Below are 20,927 nucleotides of genomic sequence, written 5' to 3'. Positions count from 1 at the left end.
GATCGGCGACGCCTCGTTTCCCGTTGCGGATCCCGTCCTTAGAAGTTGAAGCTCGCACCGGCACTGAAATTCCGGCCGACGAGACCTGCGTAATGCCAGCTGCTGAGATAGTTCGGATTGCTGGTATAAGCACCCGATGCAAGCGGCGCCCGGGCATCGGTCAGGTTTTGCACGTTGAAGAAGAACCGGAACTGATCGTTCACCTGCACGCCAGCGTTCAGATCGACGTAAATGAACGGACGAACGTAGCATTGATTGTTCCTGTCGCCGCCCGACGGCACGGGTGCCAGCGTGTTCTTGCACGAGAGGTCGATCACATTATCGATAGGTGCGATCTCGTCGGCCGCGACCTGCTTGATCCGGCCCACATAATAGGTCGTCGCGGTGAGCGAGAACTTGCCCGCTTCCAGCGCGTTCTGCCAGTTGCCGCGGATGCGCGGCGTCCCGCCGCCCGACGAAAGCTCGTACGGCCCAAGCGTGCCAGCATACTTTTCCACCACACCTGCCGGAGTAACCAGATCGAGGCGGAGCACGCGGGTGACGTCGAGGCGGCTGATCAGTCGCACGCCCTCGGAAATCGGAACAGTCGCACTCGCCTGCACGTCGATGCCCGAACTCACTTCGTAATTGGCGTTGACGTACGGTACGTCGAACACCAGCAGATGGGGCAACGCATTCGGGTTGACGGGATCGGGTGCATCGATAACGTTACACTTGTAGCCTTCACCGACCGCAGCGAGCGCGGCGCATCCCGCTGTTGCGTTGGCTTGGCCGTAATAAGCCTCGACAGCCTCGCCCCGCAGCGGCCCGCTGACGATGAGGTTCGACTTCTTGATGTTATAATAATCGACGGTCAGGCTAAACCAGCGTGCAGGCTTGAGGATCGTGCCGAGCGTGATGCTGCGCGAGACTTCCGGCAATATGTCGGGGTTGCCCGCTGCGCCGCCACCGAGCTGATAGGTGCTGGTATACGCCAGATTACCCGGATGCGCATCGACGAAGCTCTGAGGCGGCGTGAACGACGAGAAGCCGGCATAGCTGCTGGCGGGGTTGTTCTCCGCAAAGGTCGGCGCGCGGAAGCCCTGAGAATATGTGGCCCGAAGCGCGATCTGCTCGATCGGGGTGAACTTGACGCCGACCTTCGGCGAGAAATGACTGTAACCCTGCGAGTAATGATCGTAGCGCCCCGACACGTTTAGATCGAGTTCGTTCGCGAACGGCGCATCGATCTCGAAGAAGCCAGCCGTGACGGTTTGATGGCCCTGCGCCGAAGACGTGTTCAACCCATAATAGCTCAGGTCTGCGTTCTGATTGCGGTTCATCAACGTCTCGCGACGAATCTGGAAGCCGGCGCCCATGTTGAGGTCGCCGCCGGGCAGCGCCGTCACGGCCTTGATAATGGAGCCGCCGATCGTCGCGACCGTCGAACTGGACGGCGTCGTGCGGTCGGGTGAGATCTGATTGCGTACCGCCGCGCCGTTGCGTTCAGGATTGACGAAATTATAGGCGCCCGTGTTGATCGCGTTCAACAAACCCTGGATGTTGATGGATCCGCGCTGCGTGAGGCTGAAATCGTCGCGGGCATAGACGCCGTTGAGCCGGAACCGGAAGCCGGCGCCGAGATTGCCTGAAATGCCCGCAGTGGCTCGAAACACGTCGACGTAGCGGTCGCTGTTGGCAGGGATGTCGCTGAACAGATAATAGATACGTGCGGCACCTGCGCTTGGGTTTCCAGCAAAAGCGGCGGCATAGGGATTGTTCGGGTTCAGCCGTTTGTCGGCCGCAGTGGCGCAGTTCACCCCCGCGGAGCAGACGTAGACCGGCAATACGATGCCCGGATTTTTTGACGAGAGCGCGGCGGACCCGCCGAACGGCTGGTTCTGGAGGATCGACGAAGGCCCACCCGTGATGCTGACGTCGGAATGGGAGTAGCTGGCGGTAGCGAACCCCTCCAGATTGTCGTTCAGCCGCGCCGTGAGGTGGGCGGTCGTCGAGTAACGCTGCTGACGGGGCTGGATTATATTATATTCGTCGGCGAGGTTATGGGCACAGCCGGTGCCCTGTTCCTTGTCCGTGTTCACCGTGAAGCTGCCATAAGGACAGGCGTTCGCGTTGAGCAATTGGTACTGGTTGGGGAAAGGTGACGCACCGATCTGCCCCGCCAGCGGGTTGTTGGTGTCGCTCTGAGTCACACGTGTGACGACCGCTTGCGTGTTCGCCGTGGTGAGCGAGTCATCGTTGCGGTTACGGTCCTTCAGCCCGCTGGGCCGCAGGTCGAGCGTGTTGAACGGATAGCCGCGCGCGTGATTGGTGATGTAGCCGTCATAGGTGTATTCGCCGTTCAGATAGACGTTGAAGCCCTGCTCCTCGTAATCGCCATAACCGGCGGTCAGCGTCGCCCGATAGTGTGAGCCGTCGGCGCGTTCGGTCGCGCCGCCCTGCACCGATCCCTCGACGCCCCTGAAATGCTTCTTGCTGATCAAATTGACCACGCCGCCGATCGCGTCCGCGCCGTAGGTGGAGGATGCGCCGTCCTTCAACACCTCGATACGGTCGACGATGCTGAACGGGATCGAGTTCAGATCGACATAGGCGTTGTGGCCATCGTCGTTGAGCGGGAAGTTCGCCGAACGCAGCCCGTCGATCAACACCACGGTCGACGAGACGCCGAGGCCGCGCAGCGACACGGCGGCACCGCCTGCCGAAAAACCGTTGCGAAAGCCGGTCGAGATCGAGCCGGCGCTGTCCGCGGATACCGAGCGGATCGCGTCCTGCGCGGTCGTGATGTTCGCGCGCTCGAGCGTCTCCGAGGTCAGGACGGTCACCGGCGAGATCGACGTCGCATTCGAATCGCGGAACAGCGTGCCGGTGACGACGATCGCCGTACCCTGACCCGGATCGGACTGCGCTGCGCTCCCGGTCGCAGCGGGCTTATCCTGCGCATCCTGCGCCGCGGGCTGATCGGCGGCGGCGTCGGCAGCTTGGATCGGCGTCGCGTTTTGCGCATATGCGGGCGCGGCAATCGCCGTCAGGAGGGCCGCAGCCGATACCCCATGTCGCAGGGTAGAAATTGCAGAATTCACGAAAGTCACCAAGCCACCCCTTTAACGCAACAGCGAAGGTGCGCGCTGACGCGCGCCGCCCCCGCTTTCCCGACCTCCATTTTAGAAGCGAAACACCGGAAGCTGGCCTGGCCCGAAAAATAGCGCGTTTCGCTTGGCCCTGCGGCGCCGCTGACGGCATCCGCCAGTTCGTGTTTCGTGTCTGGCCAACGTCGAGGCCGCCTTCGAAGCCTGAATAGGATATTGCGAGTCGTTAGCATCTGGGCTAGGCCCTGCGCCAGCATGGCCCGGTACGCAAACACGAGACGGGTGGACGGCATCCCATGCCGCCACGCCGTCCGCGCTGCCGACGTTCGATCGTCATCGAAGGCCCGCATCTGCCGACCGGGCCGGGCATGACCGACGCCGACGACAAGCGGCTCCAGCTCTATCTGTTCTCGCGGCGCAAGTTGCTCGGGCGCGCCGCCCGGCTGACCGGTGACGGGAGCATCGCGGAGGATCTGTTGCAGGACGCGTGGCTGCGCTTCGACGCCGCCGCGGCCGGTCAGGCGCAGCGCGAGACCCTGCCCTATCTGCGCACCGTCGTCGACAATCTGATCCGCGACTGGCGCCGCCGCCGTTCGGTCCGGTCGTCGCTCTTCGCCGAAAGCGCCGAGGCGCCGTTCGCCGACGTCGCGAGTCTCGATCCGTCGCCGGAAACCCATGCTATCGCCCGTGACGAGCTGCGCGCGCTCGCCGCCCTGCTCGGGACGATGCCGGTACGGATGCGGCGGGCGGTGGAGATGCACTGGCTCGAGGGCGCGACGCTCACCCAGATCGCGGAGCGGCTCGGCGTCTCCGTGACGACGGTACATGGTCTCGTCGTCGAGGGCGTCGCGCGGTGCCGTGCCGCGCTTCGCGATCCGGGATGAGCGTCGCCGGTAAGTAGGCGGGCGACGGGCCGATCCGGCTTCCGGATGCGCCGAACGCCCCGGCTTCGCGACGAGCCCGCACGCTGGCGTGGCTGGCCGCCGCGCGCAAGCACCACGGATCGAGGGCCGGCCCCTGATAACATTTTTTCCGAAAATCCCGCGCACCACCGCGTTTCCTATGATGAGGCTAATGCGACGCGTTCGCATAAACGGCCTGGATATGATTGGGGGTAAGCTAGTGCAAATGACAAGGGGACGGACCACCGGCGGGCTGCGGGGGCGGTGCGCGGCGATCGTGGTGTGGCGAGCGACGTGGCTGGGCGCGACCGCGCTCGCCGGCGTGGTGGCGCCGGCGATGGCGGCAGCGCAAGAGGCACAGGCGCACGATTTCGCGATTACCGCCGGACCGTTGGGCGACGCGCTGACCGCGTTCGCGCAGCAGTCGGGCCTGACGGTGGGCGCAACGACCGACGATATCCTTGCGGCGGCATCGCCCGGCGTCAGCGGGCAGCTGACGGCGGAGGCGGCGCTCGCCCGGCTCTTGGCGGGAACCGGCTTCACGGGGCGGCTGCGCGGCGGCCGGGTGACGATCGAGCGCCTCCCCGCGCCCGCGGCCGCCGACACGATCACCACCGACGCGCTGCGGGTCGAGGGCCAGCAAAGCGCCGACACCGGCAGCGCGCGCGACGCGCGCGGCTATGACGATATCTACGACCGCGACGCGTCTTCCAGCTATGCCGGCAAGGTAGAGGTGGAGCGCTACAAGGGCGTCAGCACGTCCGACGTGCTGCGCGGCATGGTCAACGTCTATAGTGGCGACGCGCGCAACAGCGGGGCGCTCGACCCGAGCATCCGCGGCATTCAGGGACCGGGCCGCGTGCCCGTGATCGTCGACGGCACCGAACAGGCGCTGACGGTCTGGCGCGGCTATAACGGCGCGAGCAACCGGAATTATATCGACCCCAGCCTGATCGCCGGCATCCAGGTGCTGAAAGGTCCGGTATCCGACCGCGACGTGCATGGATCCACCGGCGGCGCGGTGGTTATCAAGACGCTCAATGTCGGCGATATCCTGAAGCCGGGCCAACATTTCGGCATTGAGATCCATGTCGAGGGCGGTGACAATTCCACCGCCCCCCGCCTGCCGACCTTGCTGACCGGCCAGGATTATCGCACCGTACTGGGGTTTCCCGGCGCGAAGGGAACGCCGCAGTACAGCAATCCGGCATGGCCCTATGATGATCCGTCGCTACGCATCCATCCGCGTACCAGCGACGATAACAACCTGCTCTCGACCGGTGATCGCGCCCTGCGCGTGGCGGCGGCCGGACGCCTTGGCGACATCGACCTGATCGGGGCCTATGCCTATCGCGACCGCGGCAATTACTTCGCCGGACGGACGGGTGCCGGCTATTATTCGCATGCCGACCTGCCCGACACCGCCGACACCTATCTGCGGCGTATGGCGCTCGAATACAAACCGGGCGACGAGGTGTCGAATACGTCGAGCCGGCTCGAATCGTGGCTGGGCAAGGCCAGTTGGCATATCGCGCCCGACCAGTATCTCCAGTTCGGCTTCCGCGACAGCAGTACCGCGTACGGCGAGATCATGCCGTCGCGGATCACCGTCAACCCGACGCTGGGCATCGTCCAATGGCCGCTCAGCCATGTCCACATGCAGGCCTATAACGCCGAATATAAGTGGCGGCCGGATACGCCGTGGCTCGACCTGAAGGCCAATCTGTGGGCTACGCGCACCGCGAGCCACACTTATACGCGCGGCGGCTTCCCCAATTCGGCAAGCATCTCCGACCCGATCCTGATGGATACGGGGATCAATAGTTCGCAGAACAACCGCGTCGGCTTCACCGGCAGCAACAAGATACGGCTGGGTTCGGCCTTCGATATGATCGTTTCAGGCAATTGGCAGCACGAGAAACTGACCTCTTCCGACGACGTCTCGACCAGCGCATCGTGCAATTTCTGTCAGTTTCCCCGCAAGGGGCGCCGTGAAGAACATCGCATCGCACTCGACGCGGAATGGCGACCGACCCGCTTTCTCAAACTGAATACCGGCCTCGCGTGGTCCGGCTATTGGGCGGTCGACGATCTCCTTCGCGGACAGATCGATGCGGGTAACGCCAAGCGGTTCACCCGATACGCGGTCTCGCACTACGAATTCTTCTATCGCGGTATCGGACAGTCCTTTTTCGAGGCCGATTATCGCAGCAGATATGCCGGCCTGCCTAGCGATGTCGTCAATCGGCGCATCCAAGAGAACCTGCCAGCCTATCTGGCCAGACCTCGAGAGATCACCGTCAACAAGGCCGCACAATGGCTGCCCGGCGCCGATGGCCGCTATGGCCGTGCCGACAATATCTGCCTGAACGGCATCTATGCCAACATGCCGGGCGCCACCGGCCATTGCGCTGCAGCGGGGATCACCGATCCGTTCGTGCCGACGCTGACGGATACGCGCCATAGCGGTGATGGCTGGACGCCATCCGCATCGGCGACCGTCTTCCTGAGTGACAGCAGTCGGGCCTATGTGCGGTATGCCGAGGTGCTGCGGTTCCCGAGCATGTTCGAGAGTACGCTCGGCTTCTCGGCGTCGTTCAATCCCCTCGCCCGGCTCAAGCCCGAACACGGCTATTTCCGGGAGGCCGCCTATATACAGGACCTGCGTGACCTGCTCGCCCTGAAGGGCAAGGACCAGCGCGCCGACCTCAAACTCACCTGGTATCGCAACACTACGCACGACGTCGTCGAGCGCAACACCAGCCTGATGTTCTCGAACATCGAACGGCAGGTGATCGAGGGGCTGGAGTTGCAGGCGCGCTACGACGATGGCCGCTTCTTCAGCGATGTCAGCGCCGCGCACATGCTGGTCAACAAGGTCTGCGACGAAAGCGCCGCGCTGCAGCGCGACCCGATCCGCTGGCGGGTTCCGACCTGCGTCAAATATGGTTTCCCGGGAGGTTATCTGCTGACCCAGGCGACGCCGGAGAACTCGGCCAATTGGACGGCAGGCGGTCGCTTCCTCGACAAGCGTCTCGAACTCGGCGGACGGCTCATCTGGTACGGCGCTTACAGAAACAGGCAGCTCGATGACCTGATCGGCGGCCCGCTAGAGAAACGGATAAACGGTTATTCGCTGAACATCCCGTTCAGTTGGGGCGAAACCGTCACTGCCGACGCCTATGCGTCGTTGCGCCTGAACGACCGCTTTTCCGCGGAGATCGTCGGGACCAATCTCAACAACCGTTATTTCGCCGACCCGCTGACGCGCTCGCTCGTGCCGGCTCCGGGACGGACGATCCGGATCAGCCTGACGGGGCGGATCTGATGACGCAATTCAGGAACCGCCGCCGCGCCGCGCATCCTGGCGGGTCGGACGCGGGGCGATCCCTGGATGATCGCATCCGAACGGTCGGATGCACCAACGAAGGAGAACTATCATGAAGCGGGCATATCTCAAGATGATGGCACTTGCCACCGTCGCTACGTTGGCCATCGCCGGCGGCGCGCAGGCGCAGATCGCCGGCGCTTCCAGCGATACGAACAACGTCAATATCGGGCCAAGCACCGTGGACGGTGGGCCCCACCGTTCGGGCCGGCCGGGGATCGGCGTACCAAATACGGGCCTCGTCACTCGCGTAGATTTCGAGGGGCTTCAGGCCTCGTCGCCGCCCAATGCCGATGGTGTCACTACCATCACGCGGATTACCGGCACCACAACCGATCATAGTCGCTATGGCCGCTTTGATTTCGCCAAGGTCGGCAGCGCGGATCTCTATTTCGGTGAGTGGTCGCAGACCGGCAGCGCGACGGCTGGCGATCACACGGTCTATTACGCCGGCACTTCCACCGGCACGACCGTGCCGACCAGCGGCTCGGCGACCTATGCGGTTCGGGGCATCAGCGACTATGCCAACAAGGGTCTGCTGACCGGCACCTTCACCGCCAACTTCGCATCGGGCTCGTCGGGCACGCTGACCGGCAGCATCGCCAACAGCGCGTCGGGCTATGGGGTGAACATCGGCACCGCGACGATCGACGGTACGAAAGCGACCTTCTCCGGTTCCGGCGCGAGTGCGACCCAATCCGGGACAACGGTCGCTTCGGGCGGTACGGTCGACGGCCGCTTTTACGGCGCGAACGCCGCGGCGCTGGCGGGCATCGCCACCTTCGGTTCCTCCCGTCAGTACGACACGGCCTTCGGTGGCACGAAGAACTGATCCGATGCGTCGGGGGGCGGGGGCCGTCATGGCCTCCGTCCTTGTCCCGCGGGGCGTCGGCATCGCCGGCGCCCTGTTGCCCGCCGCTTGTCCGTCGCCCGCGCTCGCCCAGCAGGCCGGCAGCGGCGACACGCGCCTGCGCCTCGACCAGACCGTCGAGCAGCGCAAGGCCGAGGCCGAAACGCGGGTGCGCGACGAAACCGATCGCCTCGATCCGACCAGCGTCGAGATCGACGGCACCGTCTATGCCGTCGGCCGCAACGCCAACGACACGGGCGCGGCGCTCTACGTCTCGATCACGCGGCGGCGCTGGGCCGACGTGCGTCGCTTCCTCGCTCGCTATCGCACCCTCCCCGGCCACGAGGACGGGCTGATCCTCTATGCCGAAGGCGGCCTCGCCCGCGAGGCGGGCGACATGGCCGGGGCTCGCCGCGCCTATCGCGCGCTCGTCGCGGTGCAGCCCGATTTCCTGCCCGGCCGGCTCGAGCTGGCGCGCGTGCTGTTCCTCGACCGCCGCGATCGCGAGGCGGCGCAGGCCTTCGCCGACGTCCGCGGCGCGCTGCTCGCGCAGGGCGACAAGGCGGCGGGCGTGGTGCGCACGGTCGACACCTTCCTCGCCACGCTGCGGAAGCGGCGGGGCGTGCAGGGCATGGTGTCGTTCGGGCCGGAATATACGTCCAACCTCAACCAGTCCTCGGCGAGCTACACCTGCCTGATCCCCGGCGCGGCGGGCGACTGCCTGTTCGATCGCAAGGTGCCCGATCCGATCGCCGCGCGCGGGATCAACATCGAGGGCAATGCCACGCTCCGCCTGCCGCTCGCCGGCCATGACGGGGTCGGCGGCCGAGCGCTGGCCTTCGGCGATCTCTTCCCCGGCAACGGCCGCTACAGCCAGAGCGCGCTGTCGCTCTACGCCGGCTACGACCGCCGCACCGCCGCCACCGGGGTGGTCCTCGCCCCCTCCTTCGATCTCGGCACGCTGGGGGGCCAGCGGCTCTACGACGCCCGGGGACTACACGGCGAATACAGCCGCAGCGTCGGCGCCGGCACGCTCGTCCGGTTCGAGGCCAATCTGCGCGACTTCACCTACCGGCGCGACGGCTATCGCGATTACGACGGCCGCCAGGCGGATGCGTGGCTCACCGGCTTCCGCACGTTCCCGCACGGCTGGACGATCTTCGGCGGGCCGGATCTCCTCGACAAGCGCGCCGCCGATCCCGTCAACGCCTATCGCCAATATGGCGCGCGGCTCGGGCTCGACCGGACGATCGGCGAGGCGGTCGACCTGCTGCTGACCGCCTCGCTCCGCCGCCGCGAATATGGCGCGTTCAGCCCGCTTCTCGATGCCAGACGCCGCGACGTCGACCAGAATTACACGATGCTCGCCCGGCTCCCCGCCGCGAAGCTCGCCGGCTTCAGCCCCAGCCTGCTCGTCCAGCACAGCCGCGTCGGCAGCAACGTCGACTGGCTCTATTCCTACCGGCGCACCAGCGTCAGCCTGAGGGTGGATCATGTCTTCTGACATAGCGTTTTCGCGGAACCGGATGACGGCCGACTGGCCCCCCGCCTCCTATGCCGCGCGTCGCCGGCGCGGCGAGAATCTGCTCGGGCTCGGCGGTACGGCGCTGCTATATGCTTTGCTGGCGGTGATCGCGTTCTGGCACTGGACGGCCCCTTCCACGGCGCCGAGCAGTCGGCCGGCCCCCGCGCTGGCCATGTTCGACGTCCCCCCCGCCTCGCCCGACACCCCCGCGACCGCGCAAGCGTCCGCGCCTGCGCAGGAGTCGCCACGCCGGACGGAGGCGCCGCGTCCCACGCCGCTTGTGCCGATCGTCCAGTTTCCGGCCCCGCACGTGGCTCCGGCCGAACCTGCGGCAGCGGCTCCGCCGAACCCACAGGGGCTGGCCGACCAGCCGGCGGACACCAAAACCGCCGCCAGCGCCGCCCCCGCCGCCGCGCTGCCGACCACGGGACGCACGGCCTCGGCGGAGCGGGCGGCGCGGGCCAATTGGCAGGGCGACATCCTCGCGCATCTCCGGCCGCTGCTGCGCTATCCCCGTATCGCCGAACGCGACGGCCAGCAGGGCGTGACGCTCGTCGCGATCGGCGTCGATCGGCAGGGCATCGTCCGTTCGGCGCGGATCGTGCGCGGCAGTGGCTATCCTTCGCTCGATGGCGAGGCGCTGGCGACAGTGAAGCGCGGCTCCCCCCTGCCCCGGCCGACCGCCGACATTCCCGGCGATCCGGTATCGGTCGAACTGCCGATCCAGTTCAGCCTGCGGGGCTGACCCCGGCGTATCAGGCTTTTGTCCGATTTAGCGGTAAGCCGCTGCCGCTCCGGATCGATCGGCCGGCGGCCGCCCAACCGATAATCGCCCGATGCCCGAAGATCCTGCGCTCGTCGCGTTTGGCACAAAGCGCAGGCTGCACGATGCGCGTGCCGGCATCGCCCGTCCTGTCACCTCCGCCAACGCGGCCAGGTCGCGGCGGCCGCCCCCCTCGCTTTACATAAATCAGACCGATCAGGCCGCTATGCGACACTTTTACCAATGCGCTGAGATATTCGCCTGTGATTTAGCATTTGTCGTATAAATAGACTTTCCATTGGCTTAGGCGGCGCCCCGAGACGTTCGCGACGGGCCGAGCACGACGTCTGCAAGTCAGGCACGGGCGTACCGCCGCGGCCGGATCGGCTGGAGAGAGAATGATGACAGGTTCGATGGTGCTCACGCGCTTGGGTCGCAACACGGGCTTCCACGCGACGGTATCGCTGCTGGCGATCGCACTGGCCGGCTCGGCCGCGCAGGCGCAGACCGCGCCGCCGCAGGACGCACCGGCGCCCGCCCCAGCCGCCGAGGCGCAGCAGAACAGCGGCACCGCCGCACCCAGCGGCGATCAGGGACAGGCCGTCGACACCAGCCCCACCACGCCTTCGGCCGGTGATGACATCGTTGTCACGGGTGTCCGCGCCAGCCTTCAGTCGGCGCAGAACATCAAGCGCAACTCGGCGCAGATCGTCGATTCGATCGTCGCCGAAGACATCGGCAAATTGCCCGACCGCAATATCGCCGAGGCGTTGCAGCGCATCTCCGGCGTGCAGATCCAGCGCGCCTTCGGCGAGGGCAGCACGGTCGCGATCCGCGGCCTCACGCAGGTGCGTACCGAGCTCAACGGCCGCGACATCTTCACCGCGAGCGGATCGAGCAATGCGCTGAGCCTCGAGGACGTGCCGTCCGAACTGCTCGCCGGGATCGACGTCTACAAAAATCCGTCGGCGGACCTGATCGAGGACCAGCTCAGCGGCACGATCAACTTCCGGACCCGCAAGCCGTTCGACTTCGACGGCGCCAAGGCCTCTGCGTCGGTGACCAACACCTATTACGACCTCGCGCGCAAGAGCAAGCCGGCCGCCTCGCTGCTGCTCAGCGATCGCTGGTCGACCGGCATCGGCGAGATCGGTATCCTCGCCAGCGCCTCCTACCAGAAGACCGCGTTCCGCCAGGACACGATCTCGACCGAGCCCTTCTACACGCTCGACCCGGCAAATGCCGGCGACGCCGCGACGCTGGCGACGCTCGGCCGCACCGGCCAGACCACGACGCTGCCGCACGGCACCGGCATCGGCGAAGTGCCCGGCGACCGCCGCCGCTTCGGCGTCGACGTCTCGCTGCAATGGCGCCCGACGGATACGCTGGAGTTCACCGGCGAATATTTCCGCAACGATTATAAGCTGCGGTCCTACGGCTACAGCTATTTCGCCTACACCAGCGGTGTCGCGATCACGCCGCTCGCCGGCGCGCCGTTCACCTATGCGCCCAACGGCGATTTCCAGAGCGGCACGTTCGTCAACGTGCCGATCGGCAACAACACCTCGATCGGCGCGCGCCACTCGGTGACGACCGATTATTCGCTCAACGCCAAATGGCGGCCGACCGCCAATCTGACGATCACCGCCGACGGCCAATATGTCGATTCGAAGACCAACAACCTGAATTCGATCGTCGGGCTGAGCGGCACCGCGACGACGCTGGCGCAGGACATCCGCGGCGACATTCCGTCGTTCCAGATCGCCTCGGCGGCGGGGCTCGCCAATCCGGCGACCTACAGCAACGGCTTCTATCTCGACGATCTCAACAATTCGAAGGGCACCGACACGGTCGGGCGACTCGACGGCGAATATCGCTTCGACGGCGGCATCCTCAGCTCGATCAAGGCCGGCATCCGCTACGCCAACCGCAAGAACCGCACCAGCGACACCGGCTATCGCTATACCGGGCTTACCGGGCCGGCGAGCGATCTGCGCTACGTCGACCTCGGCGACTTCTTCCGCGGCGACGCCAATCTGTTCGGCAACATCCAAGCCTTCTCGCTGCCGACGGTGCTGAACTACGACGCGACGCGTGCGACGCTCGGCATCGCGACGACGCCGCCCTATCTGCCCAGCGGCACCAATACGGAGACGCAGAAGACCTATACCGGCTATCTCGCCGCCTTCTTCAAGGCGGACACGCTGCCGGTGCCGATCGACGGCAACATCGGCGTCCGCGCGGTGAAGACCGAAGTCGCGGTGGCCGGCTTCTACCAGCAGGTCGACCTGATCACCGCGCCCGACGGCACGCAGTCGACCGCTGCGCCGACCTTCACCCCGAACGGCGAGAGCAACAGCTATACCTCGGTGCTGCCGAGCCTCAACCTGCGCGCGCATCTGACCGAGCGGCTGCAATTGCGCTTCGCGGCGTCGAAGAACATCTCGCGCCCGAACTTCAACCAGCTCAACCCGACGCTGACGATCACCGAGCCGGGCACCGCCCAGATCGACCAGCAGCATACGACCTCGACCGGCAATCCGTCGCTCAAGCCGATGAAGTCGACCAATTTCGACGCCTCGCTCGAATGGTATTTCGCGCGCACCGGATCGCTGAGCGTCGCCGGCTTCTACAAGAACATCTCGAATTACATCCAGACGGTGATCAACCCGCTCACCGTGCAGTTCACCGACGGCGTCACCGCGACGTACGACGTGACGACCTACGACAATGCCAGCAAGGCCAAGGTGAAGGGCGCGGAGGTCGCCTATCAGCAATTCTTCGACTTCCTGCCCGGCGCGCTGAGCGGCTTCGGGGTGCAGGCGAACTTCACCTATGTCGATTCCACCGCGCCGAGCCCGGCGAGCCAGGGCCCGGTCACGCAACTCTCGCTGGAGGGGCTGTCGAAGTATAATTACAATCTGATCGGCATATACGAGCACGGCCTGATCTCGGCACGGGCCGCGTACAATTGGCGCAACAAGTTCCTCGTGACGACCGCCGCCAACGGCACGGGCAACCTGCCCATCTTCCAGAAGGCGTCGGGGCAGCTCGATGCGTCGATCACCGCCAACGTGACGCCGCATCTGTCGCTGACGCTCAACGGCACCAACCTCACCAACACGGTGCGGTCGACCTATTACGGCATCCTCACCCGGCCGCGCGATGCGATCATGAGCGACCGCCAGATCAGCGGGGTCGCGCGCATCACCTTCTGACCGTGCTTGCGCCGGGCGTTCGTGCCCGGCGCATCCCGGCCGCTAGCGCACCGCCTCGACCCGCGTCATCGCCAGTGCCGCGAGCAGCAGCGCACCCGCGGCGAAGGCGAGCGTCCAGATCGGCTGGGTGGGGAAGAGATGCTTGGTGATCGATCCCATCACCGTCGCCACCAGCAATTGCGGCACGACGACGAAGACGTTGAACAGGCCCATGTAGATGCCGAGCTTGCGCTGCGGCAGGCTGGAGGCGAGGATCGCATAGGGCATGGCGAGGATCGACGCCCAGGCGATGCCGATGCCGATCTCGCTCGCGAGCAGCCATTCGGGATCGGTGACGAAGAAGAAGCTCGCGAAGCCCGCCGCGCCGCACAGCAGCCCGACGATATGCGTGCGCGCCTGCCCGATCCGCTTCGCCAGCAGCGGCAGCAGCGTCAGCGCCGCCACCGCGGCGATGCCGTTATAGGTCGCGAACAGCACGTCGACCCAATTGGCCCCCTCCTGGTACAGCGGGCTGCGCGCGTCGGGCGCGCCGTAGAAGGCGCCAGCAACGATCGGCGTGGTGTTGATCCACATGATGAACAATGCCGACCAGCTGAAGAATTGCGCGACCGCCAGCCGCTTCATCAGCACCGGCATGCCGCCGAAATCGCCGACGATATGGCCGAGCATGTCGACGGGTTTGCCGCCACGCGCGCGCAGGATGGCGAGGATGCTCGCCAGCCCGTAGGCGATCAGCAGGCCGCCGAGCAGATATACTTCCTTTTCGAGGCCGAACGCCGCGACGCCGGCGACGACGATCGCCCCCGCCGCGATCCACACGCCGCTGCCGGTCAGCCGGCGCGCGGCGAGCGTGCGCGTCACCTGCGCCTGATCCTCGGCGTCGGCCTCGCCATGGAAGCCCGCCATCTCCGCGGGCGAATATTCGCGCGTGGTCACCACCGTCCACAGCACCGCGAGGAACAGCGCGCCGCCACCGAACCAGAAGGCGAAGCGCACCGTATCCGGAATGCCGCCGCCCGCCGCGACGTTCGCCACGCCGAGCTGTTCGAGCAGCCACGGGAAGATCGAGCCGAATACCGCTCCCGCACCGATGAAGGCGGTCTGCACCGCATAGCCGGCGGCATGCTGGTCCTTGTCGAGCATGTCGCCGACGAAGGCGCGGAACGGCTCCATCGAGACGTTGAGCGACGCGTCGAGCAGCCACAGCAGCAACGCCGCCATCAGCAGCCCCGGACTTTCGGGCATCAGCAGCAGCGCGATCGCGGCAAGGATCGCACCGGCGAGGAAATAGGGCCGCCGCCGGCCGAGGCGCCCCAGCCAGGTGCGGTCGCTGAGATGGCCGATCACCGGCTGCACCAGCAGCCCGGTCAGCGGCGCCGCGACCCACAGGGCCGGCAGATCGTCGAGGCTGGTACCGAGCGACTGGAAGATGCGGCTCATGTTCGCATTCTGGAGCGCGAAGCCGATCTGGATGCCGAAGAAACCGAACGAGATGTTCCAAAGGCCCGCCCAGCTCTGCCGCGGCCGCGTGGTCGCTGTCATGCGGCGCTCGCGCGGCGGTGGATGCCGGAACACGTCAGGCAGGACAGCGTGGATCTGGCTGATCGCGCGCGACGGATCACCGCCGCCGCGCCTTGCCGGCGGCGACGAAGCGGATCGCCTGCCCGCCGCCCGGCGCCAGCGCGAGCGACAGCGTGTCGCCCTTCTTGACGGCGCGCTTCTCGATCGCGATCGCATGGCGCGCCGACGTTCGGTAATCCGCCCCCGTGCCGTCGCGATACACTTCTGCGGTATAGCTGCGCCCGGCATCGAGGAAGTCGAGCGCGACGGTGAGCGTCCGCGGTGCCTCGTTGGTGATGCTGCCGAGATACCAATCGTCGCTGGCGCGGTCCTTGCGCGCCACCGTCACGTAGTCGCCGACCTCCCCGTTGAGCACGCGCGTTTCCGACCAATCGACCGGTACGTCGCGGATGAACTGGAAGGCGTCCATATGCTTGGCGTAATTCTCGGGCGTATCCGCCGCCATCGCCACCGGCGAATAGATCACGACGTAGAGCGCGAGCTGCTTCGCCTCGGTCGACAGCAACGGGCTGCCGCCCGATCCTTCGAGGCTGAGCACGCCGGGTGTGAAGTCCATCGGGCCGCCGAGCCATTGCGTGAAGAACATATTGGCTTCGTGGTTGGGCGGATTCTTGCCCGGCCAGGCGTTATATTCCATGCCGCGGCCACCCTCGCGGCTCAGCCAATTCGGATAGGTACGGCGCAGGCCGGTGTCCTTGATCGGCTCGTGGCTGTCGATGCCCACCTTGTATTTGGCGGCGGTCTGGACGACGCGCAGATAATGGTTCGCCATCCACTGGCCCTCGTGCCACTCGCGCTTCCTGGTGCCGTCGGCGTCGACGCGCTCGATCTGGCCGGCATCGGTAACGTAGCCGGTCTTGACCACCGGAATGCCGTGATCCCGCGCATAGGAGAAGGCGCGGTCGAGCTGCGCGTCGTAATGGCTCGCCGAGCCGCCGGTCTCGTTATGGCCGATCAGATAGACGCCCTTCGCCTTGGCGTAGCGGTATAGCGCGGCCGCGTCGAAATCGGGGGTCGGCCGGTCGAACTCCATGCCGTTGCCATTGCCGAACCAGTCGCCGTTCCAGCCGACGTTCCAGCCCTCGACGAGCACGCCGGGGATGCGGTTCGCCGCAGCGAAATCGATGTATCTCTTGACGTTGGCGGTGGTCGCGCCGTGCTTCGGACCCGTTGCCCAGGTCCAGTCGCCTTTGATCATGTTCCACCACACGCCGACGAACTTGCCGGGCTTGATCCAGCTGACGTCGCCGAGCGCGTTCGGCTCGTTGAGGTTCAGTTCGAGGTGGCTCATGTACAGGCCCGGCGCATCGTCCGACAGGATCACCGTCCGCCACGGCGAGGCGAAGGGCGCGGTCCGCACCACCTTGGGCGCGCCGGCGCCGGGGGTGAGCGCCGCCTTGAACGTATTGCCCTCGCTGCGTGCCAGATTCATCGCGGCGTAATCGATCAGCGCCGCCTCGTGCACCGCGGCGTGCGTGCCGTCGGCGAGCTTGACCGTCATCACCGTCTGCGCGGTGCCGACCGCGTCGAGCGGGGTCTTCTCGTAGAGATATTCCTCGCGGTTCCACTGCAATGCGGGCTTCCACCACGCGGTGCCGTTCTGTGCGAAGGCGAATTCGGTCAGCTCGTCGGCGATGTTCGCCTGATGCAGGTTGGGCTGGTCGGGGAAGCTATAGCGGAAGCCGATGCCGTCGTCGAAGATGCGGAACGTCACGTCCATCTCGCGCTTCAGCCCGGTCTTCTCGCGGAAGCGGAGGCCGAGTTCGTTATGACGGTCGCGGATCGTCTTCCATTCGCCGAACGGCTGCGTCCAGCTGCTGTCCGCCGACGCGGTCGTCTTGCCGATCAGCTCGAGGTTGCGTTCGATTTTGGGCGTGTCGGTGAACATCACGCCGAGCTTGCCGGGGTTGAGCACCGGCTTGCCCTTGCGCGTCACCGCATAGGTCGGGCGGCCGTCGTTATCGAGCGCGATCGTCACCACCAGCGATCTGTCGGGCGAGGTCGCGGTCGCCGCCGGCGCGGCTGCGACGGTCGGGATCTGGGCGACGCCATTGGTGTCGGTCTGCGCGAGCGCCGTGCTCGCCAGCAGCGCGAGCGCGAGCGCGCCGCCGATCGTGTAATGTTTCATCATGCCTCTCCCGTTTTGGTGGCGATCAGAGCGCCATATCCGTCGAAATGCCAGCCCTGCGTTCCGCTCTCGACCACCGGCCGCCATGTATCGGGCTGCCCGGGCGCCCAGCGCTGGGGTTCGGGCGACAGGTTGAACACGCAGAGCATCGTCTCGTCCGCGGCGCGGCGCTCGATCGCGAGCATCGCCGCGTCCGCCGCGACGACGCGGATATCGCCGGTCAACAGCGCGGGATGCCGCTTGCGCAGCGCCAGCGTCGCGCGCGTCCAGTGCAGCAGGGCATGCGGATCGCGCTCCTGCCGGTCGACCGCCAGCGCGGCATGATCGGCACCGACCGGCAGCCACGGCCGGGCGGTCGAGAAGCCCAGATTGGCGGCATCGCTGCGCCACGCCATCGGCGTACGCGCGCCGTCGCGCGACAGCGTCTGCGGCCAATTGGCGATCGCCTCGGGGTCCTGCAGATCCTCGAACGGTACCGCGACCTGCGTCAGGCCGAGTTCCTCGCCGTAATACAGGAAGATATTGCCGCGCAGGCTGGCCAGCAGCAGCATCTTCATCCGCGCGAAGGCGGCTGCGTCGCCCTGCCCCGCCCAGCGCGAGATCGCACGCGGCGCGTCGTGATTCTCGAACGCCCAGCTCGGCCAGCCGACGCCGTCCTGCTCGGGCCATTTGTCGATCGCCGCCGCGACGATCCCCGGCGTCAGCGTCGGCGCATACAGGAAGTCGAAGCCATAGGCGCTGTGCAGGCGACGGCCCTCGGCGGTGAACAATTTCATCTCGCGATCGCTGTCGGCGCCGCCGACCTCGGCGACGGTAAAGCGCGCATCGTAACTGTCGAACAGCGCCCGCACCCGCTCGAGGAAGCCGGGGATGGCGTCGTGGCTCTGGTTGTAGGTGTGGAGCTGGAAATCGAACGGGCGGGTGCGCGGGATGCCGTCGTCGAGCGGCGCAGGCGGATTGTCGCGCAGATCGGGGTCGAACATCATGAAATTGATTGCGTCGATGCGGAAACCGTCGACGCCGCGCTCCAGCCAGAAGCGCGCGACGTCGAGGAACGCCTGTTGCACCGCCGGATGGTGGCCGTTGACCTGCGGCTGCTCCTTCAGGAAATTGTGCATGTAATATTGGCCGCGGCGCGCGTCCCAGGTCCAGGCCGGGCCGCCGAACACCGATTGCCAATTGTTGGGCGGCGACCCCTCGGGCTGCGGATCGCGCCAGACGTACCAATCGGCCTTGGGATTGTCGCGGCTCGACCGGCTTTCGACGAACCACGGATGCCGCTCGCTGGTATGCGCCCAGACCTGATCGACGATCACCTTGAGCCCGAGATCGTGCGCGCGGACGACGAGCGCGTCGAAATCGGCAAGCGTGCCGAAGATCGGATCGACGTCGCAATAGTCCGACACGTCATACCCGAAATCGGCCATCGGCGAGCGGAAGAAGGGCGACAGCCAGATCGCCTCGACGCCGAGGCTGGCGACGTGATCGAGATGCGCGGTGATGCCCGGCAGATCGCCGATACCGTCGCCGTTCGAATCCGCGAAACTGCGCGGATAGATCTGGTAGATGGTCGCGCCGTGCCACCACGGGCGGTCAGTCAGGGTCATTGGGTCGCCTTCAGGGCACAGACGGCATAGCCGAGGGGAGGAAGCGTGATCGTCAGGCTGCCCGGCACGGCGACCGCGCCGCAGCCGGTGCCGGAAAGCGTGGTCGCGCCGGTCGCGCCGACGCCGATCTCGACTTGACGGGTGAGCGGCGTCGTCGCGGTGTTGAACGCGAGCAGCACCTCCGCGCCGCTGACCGGATCGAAGCGCGAGATGGCGAGCAGGCCCGGCGTCTCCCCACGTGCGCGCAACTGCTGGCGACCACGGGTCAGCGCCGGCATCGCGCGGCGCAGCTTCGCCAGCGCGGCGATCTGTCCGAACAGCGGATTGTCCTGCCCGAAATGCGCCGTCGCCGTGGTCGTGGTGGTGCCGAGCAGGTGGTTGTCGTTGTAGACCGCGACCTTGCTCGCGAACATGTCCTCGCGCGCGTCCTGATCGTTGCCGTCGCTGACGAACCCCTGTTCGTCGCCCGAATAGATCGTCGGTACGCCGCGCAGCGTCAGCAGCATCGCGTTGGACAGCATGACGCGCGCCATCACCTCGGCATCGCTTGCCTGTGGGAACGCCTTGCGGACGAAGGTCGAGAAGCGGCCGTCGTCGTGATTGCCGGTGAAGGTCGGCAGTTGCACCGCGGTGTCGAAGCCCTTGGCGTACAGCGCATCGCCGTCGAACAGCGCCTCGAACGCGTCGGTGCCGCGGGTGCCGGCGACGGTCTCGACCACCGCCTGACGGAAGGAAAAGTCGAGCACCGCGGGCAGTTTGTCGACGATCGTATGCTGCGCGAGCACGGCGGGCCGGACCTCGTGATCCGACACCTCGCCGAAGATGTGGAAATTGGGGATGCCCTTCGCTTTGGCGCGCGCCTGCATCGCGGGCACGAACCGGGTCCAGAATTCCGGATCGACATGGCGGGCGGTATCGATGCGGAAGCCGTCGATGCCGAACCGGTCGATCCAGCCGCCGAAGATGTCGATCATCCCCGCGACGACCTTCGGATTCTCGGTCATCAGATCGTCGAGGCCGACGAAATCGCCCATCGTCGAACTCTCGTTGCGATAGGTCGTGTCGCCGCGATTGTGGTAGAGCGTGACGTCGTTGAGCCACGCCGGCACCTTCACCGCCTTTTCGGCGGCGGGGACGAAGGGCGTATAGGCATAGGCCGGGTCGGTGAGGCGCGCGAAATTTTCGCGCGTGTGGACGTCATCGCCGGCGAACCCGGGGTTGATCGGCTTGCCGCCGACGCCGAGCCGGCGCTGATAGGGGTAATCGGCGCGGCTGCGATACGGGCATTCGCGCTTGGCCGCGCATTCGCGATACTGGATCACATCGGCGGTGTGGTTGATGATGATGTCCATATAGACCTTCATCCCGCGCGCATGCGCCGCCGCGACCAGCGCGGCGAAATCGGCATTGGTGCCGAGATGCGGATCGACCTGCGTGAAGTCGGTGATCCAATAGCCGTGATAGCCCGCCGATTGCTGCCCGGGGGCGCCCTGCACCGGCTTGTTCTTGAAGATCGGCCCGACCCACAGCGCGGTCGCGCCGAGCGACTGGATATAATCGAGCCGTCGGGTCAGCCCCTTGAGGTCGCCGCCGTGATAGAAACCCTTGGCGGCGGGATCGAAGCCGGTGACCGAAGGCGCGCCCGTCAGGCCGCCACGATCATTGGCCGTGTCGCCGTTCTCGAACCTGTCGGGAAGCAGGAAATAGATCACCTCGTCCTGCGGCAGCCGCGCGCGATAGTCGGCGGTCTGCGCAGCCACGGCGGGTGCAGCGACCAGCAGCGCGAGCGCGGTCGCGGTTCGTGTGGCGAGCTTCAGCATGCATCCCCCGACATGGCCGTGCACCCGATCCTTCGCCGGCCGCATCCGCCGTCGTT

General features: G+C 66.2%; 11 protein-coding genes. 6 read left to right on the top strand and 5 right to left on the bottom strand.

The window, feature by feature from the left end; genetic code table 11:
* Positions 1–38: 38 nt before the first annotated feature.
* Positions 39–3,095 carry a TonB-dependent receptor domain-containing protein gene (locus SFC76_RS09225; protein WP_416222407.1) on the bottom strand — a complete coding sequence of 1,019 codons (3,057 nt, stop codon included), beginning with the start codon at positions 3,093–3,095 and terminating at the stop codon, positions 39–41.
* A gap of 362 nt (positions 3,096–3,457) precedes the next feature.
* Here SFC76_RS09225 and SFC76_RS09220 point away from each other — a divergent pair, with 362 nt between their 5' ends.
* The 6 genes from SFC76_RS09220 to SFC76_RS09195 all read left to right on the top strand — a co-directional run bounded on the left by SFC76_RS09220 (position 3,458) and on the right by SFC76_RS09195 (position 13,735).
* Positions 3,458–3,973, top strand: a complete 516-nt coding sequence (locus SFC76_RS09220) for a sigma-70 family RNA polymerase sigma factor (protein ID WP_322849184.1) — start codon at positions 3,458–3,460, stop codon at positions 3,971–3,973.
* Positions 3,974–4,217: 244 nt separating this feature from the next.
* Entirely contained in the window at positions 4,218–7,319 is a 3,102-nt protein-coding gene (locus SFC76_RS09215; RefSeq protein WP_322849183.1) for a TonB-dependent receptor domain-containing protein, read from the top strand.
* Positions 7,320–7,455: 136 nt separating this feature from the next.
* On the top strand, positions 7,456–8,211 hold the full coding sequence (locus SFC76_RS09210) for a Slam-dependent surface lipoprotein (RefSeq protein WP_322849182.1): 756 nt from the start codon (positions 7,456–7,458) through the stop codon (positions 8,209–8,211).
* Positions 8,212–8,239: 28 nt separating this feature from the next.
* Entirely contained in the window at positions 8,240–9,733 is a 1,494-nt protein-coding gene (locus SFC76_RS09205; RefSeq protein WP_322849181.1) for a surface lipoprotein assembly modifier, read from the top strand.
* Positions 9,734–9,755: 22 nt separating this feature from the next.
* Positions 9,756–10,499, top strand: a complete 744-nt coding sequence (locus SFC76_RS09200; RefSeq protein ID WP_322849180.1) for a TonB family protein — start codon at positions 9,756–9,758, stop codon at positions 10,497–10,499.
* 416 nt (positions 10,500–10,915) lie between these two features.
* Positions 10,916–13,735: a TonB-dependent receptor gene (locus SFC76_RS09195; RefSeq protein ID WP_322849179.1), complete on the top strand. Its 2,820-nt coding sequence runs from the start codon at positions 10,916–10,918 to the stop codon at positions 13,733–13,735.
* A 42-nt stretch (positions 13,736–13,777) separates the two neighbouring features.
* On the opposite strand, the gene SFC76_RS09190 is transcribed toward SFC76_RS09195, so the two are convergent.
* The 4 genes from SFC76_RS09190 to SFC76_RS09175 all read right to left on the bottom strand — a co-directional run bounded on the left by SFC76_RS09190 (position 13,778) and on the right by SFC76_RS09175 (position 20,871).
* Positions 13,778–15,277, bottom strand: a complete 1,500-nt coding sequence (locus SFC76_RS09190) for an MFS transporter (protein ID WP_322849178.1) — start codon at positions 15,275–15,277, stop codon at positions 13,778–13,780.
* Between the two features lie 76 nt (positions 15,278–15,353).
* Positions 15,354–17,447 carry a glycoside hydrolase family 97 protein gene (locus SFC76_RS09185; RefSeq protein ID WP_416222406.1) on the bottom strand — a complete coding sequence of 698 codons (2,094 nt, stop codon included), beginning with the start codon at positions 17,445–17,447 and terminating at the stop codon, positions 15,354–15,356.
* Entirely contained in the window at positions 17,444–19,051 is a 1,608-nt protein-coding gene (locus tag SFC76_RS09180; RefSeq protein WP_322849177.1) for an alpha-glucosidase, read from the bottom strand. The genes SFC76_RS09185 and SFC76_RS09180 overlap by 4 nt, the downstream gene beginning before the upstream one ends.
* Positions 19,048–20,871 carry an alpha-amylase family glycosyl hydrolase gene (locus tag SFC76_RS09175; RefSeq protein ID WP_322849176.1) on the bottom strand — a complete coding sequence of 608 codons (1,824 nt, stop codon included), beginning with the start codon at positions 20,869–20,871 and terminating at the stop codon, positions 19,048–19,050. Before SFC76_RS09175 ends, SFC76_RS09180 begins: the two co-directional genes overlap by 4 nt.
* Between the last annotated feature and the right edge of the window lie 56 nt (positions 20,872–20,927).

The sequence above is a fragment of the Sphingomonas sp. CD22 genome (genome assembly GCF_034556155.1).
Taxonomy (GTDB): domain Bacteria; phylum Pseudomonadota; class Alphaproteobacteria; order Sphingomonadales; family Sphingomonadaceae; genus Sphingomonas.
This window is presented reverse-complemented; position numbering and strand designations above follow the sequence as displayed.

Bases quoted from the DNA above. Each gene is read 5' to 3' on its own strand.
- SFC76_RS09220 (WP_322849184.1), top strand. From the start codon at position 3,458: ATGACCGACGCCGACGACAAGCGGCTCCAGCTCTATCTGTTCTCGCGG.
- SFC76_RS09190 (WP_322849178.1), bottom strand. From the start codon at position 15,277: ATGACAGCGACCACGCGGCCGCGGCAGAGCTGGGCGGGCCTTTGGAAC.
- SFC76_RS09175 (WP_322849176.1), bottom strand. From the start codon at position 20,871: ATGCTGAAGCTCGCCACACGAACCGCGACCGCGCTCGCGCTGCTGGTC.
- SFC76_RS09215 (WP_322849183.1), top strand. From the start codon at position 4,218: ATGACAAGGGGACGGACCACCGGCGGGCTGCGGGGGCGGTGCGCGGCG.
- SFC76_RS09180 (WP_322849177.1), bottom strand. From the start codon at position 19,051: ATGACCCTGACTGACCGCCCGTGGTGGCACGGCGCGACCATCTACCAG.
- SFC76_RS09205 (WP_322849181.1), top strand. From the start codon at position 8,240: ATGGCCTCCGTCCTTGTCCCGCGGGGCGTCGGCATCGCCGGCGCCCTG.
- SFC76_RS09195 (WP_322849179.1), top strand. From the start codon at position 10,916: ATGATGACAGGTTCGATGGTGCTCACGCGCTTGGGTCGCAACACGGGC.
- SFC76_RS09200 (WP_322849180.1), top strand. From the start codon at position 9,756: ATGACGGCCGACTGGCCCCCCGCCTCCTATGCCGCGCGTCGCCGGCGC.
- SFC76_RS09185 (WP_416222406.1), bottom strand. From the start codon at position 17,447: ATGATGAAACATTACACGATCGGCGGCGCGCTCGCGCTCGCGCTGCTG.
- SFC76_RS09210 (WP_322849182.1), top strand. From the start codon at position 7,456: ATGGCACTTGCCACCGTCGCTACGTTGGCCATCGCCGGCGGCGCGCAG.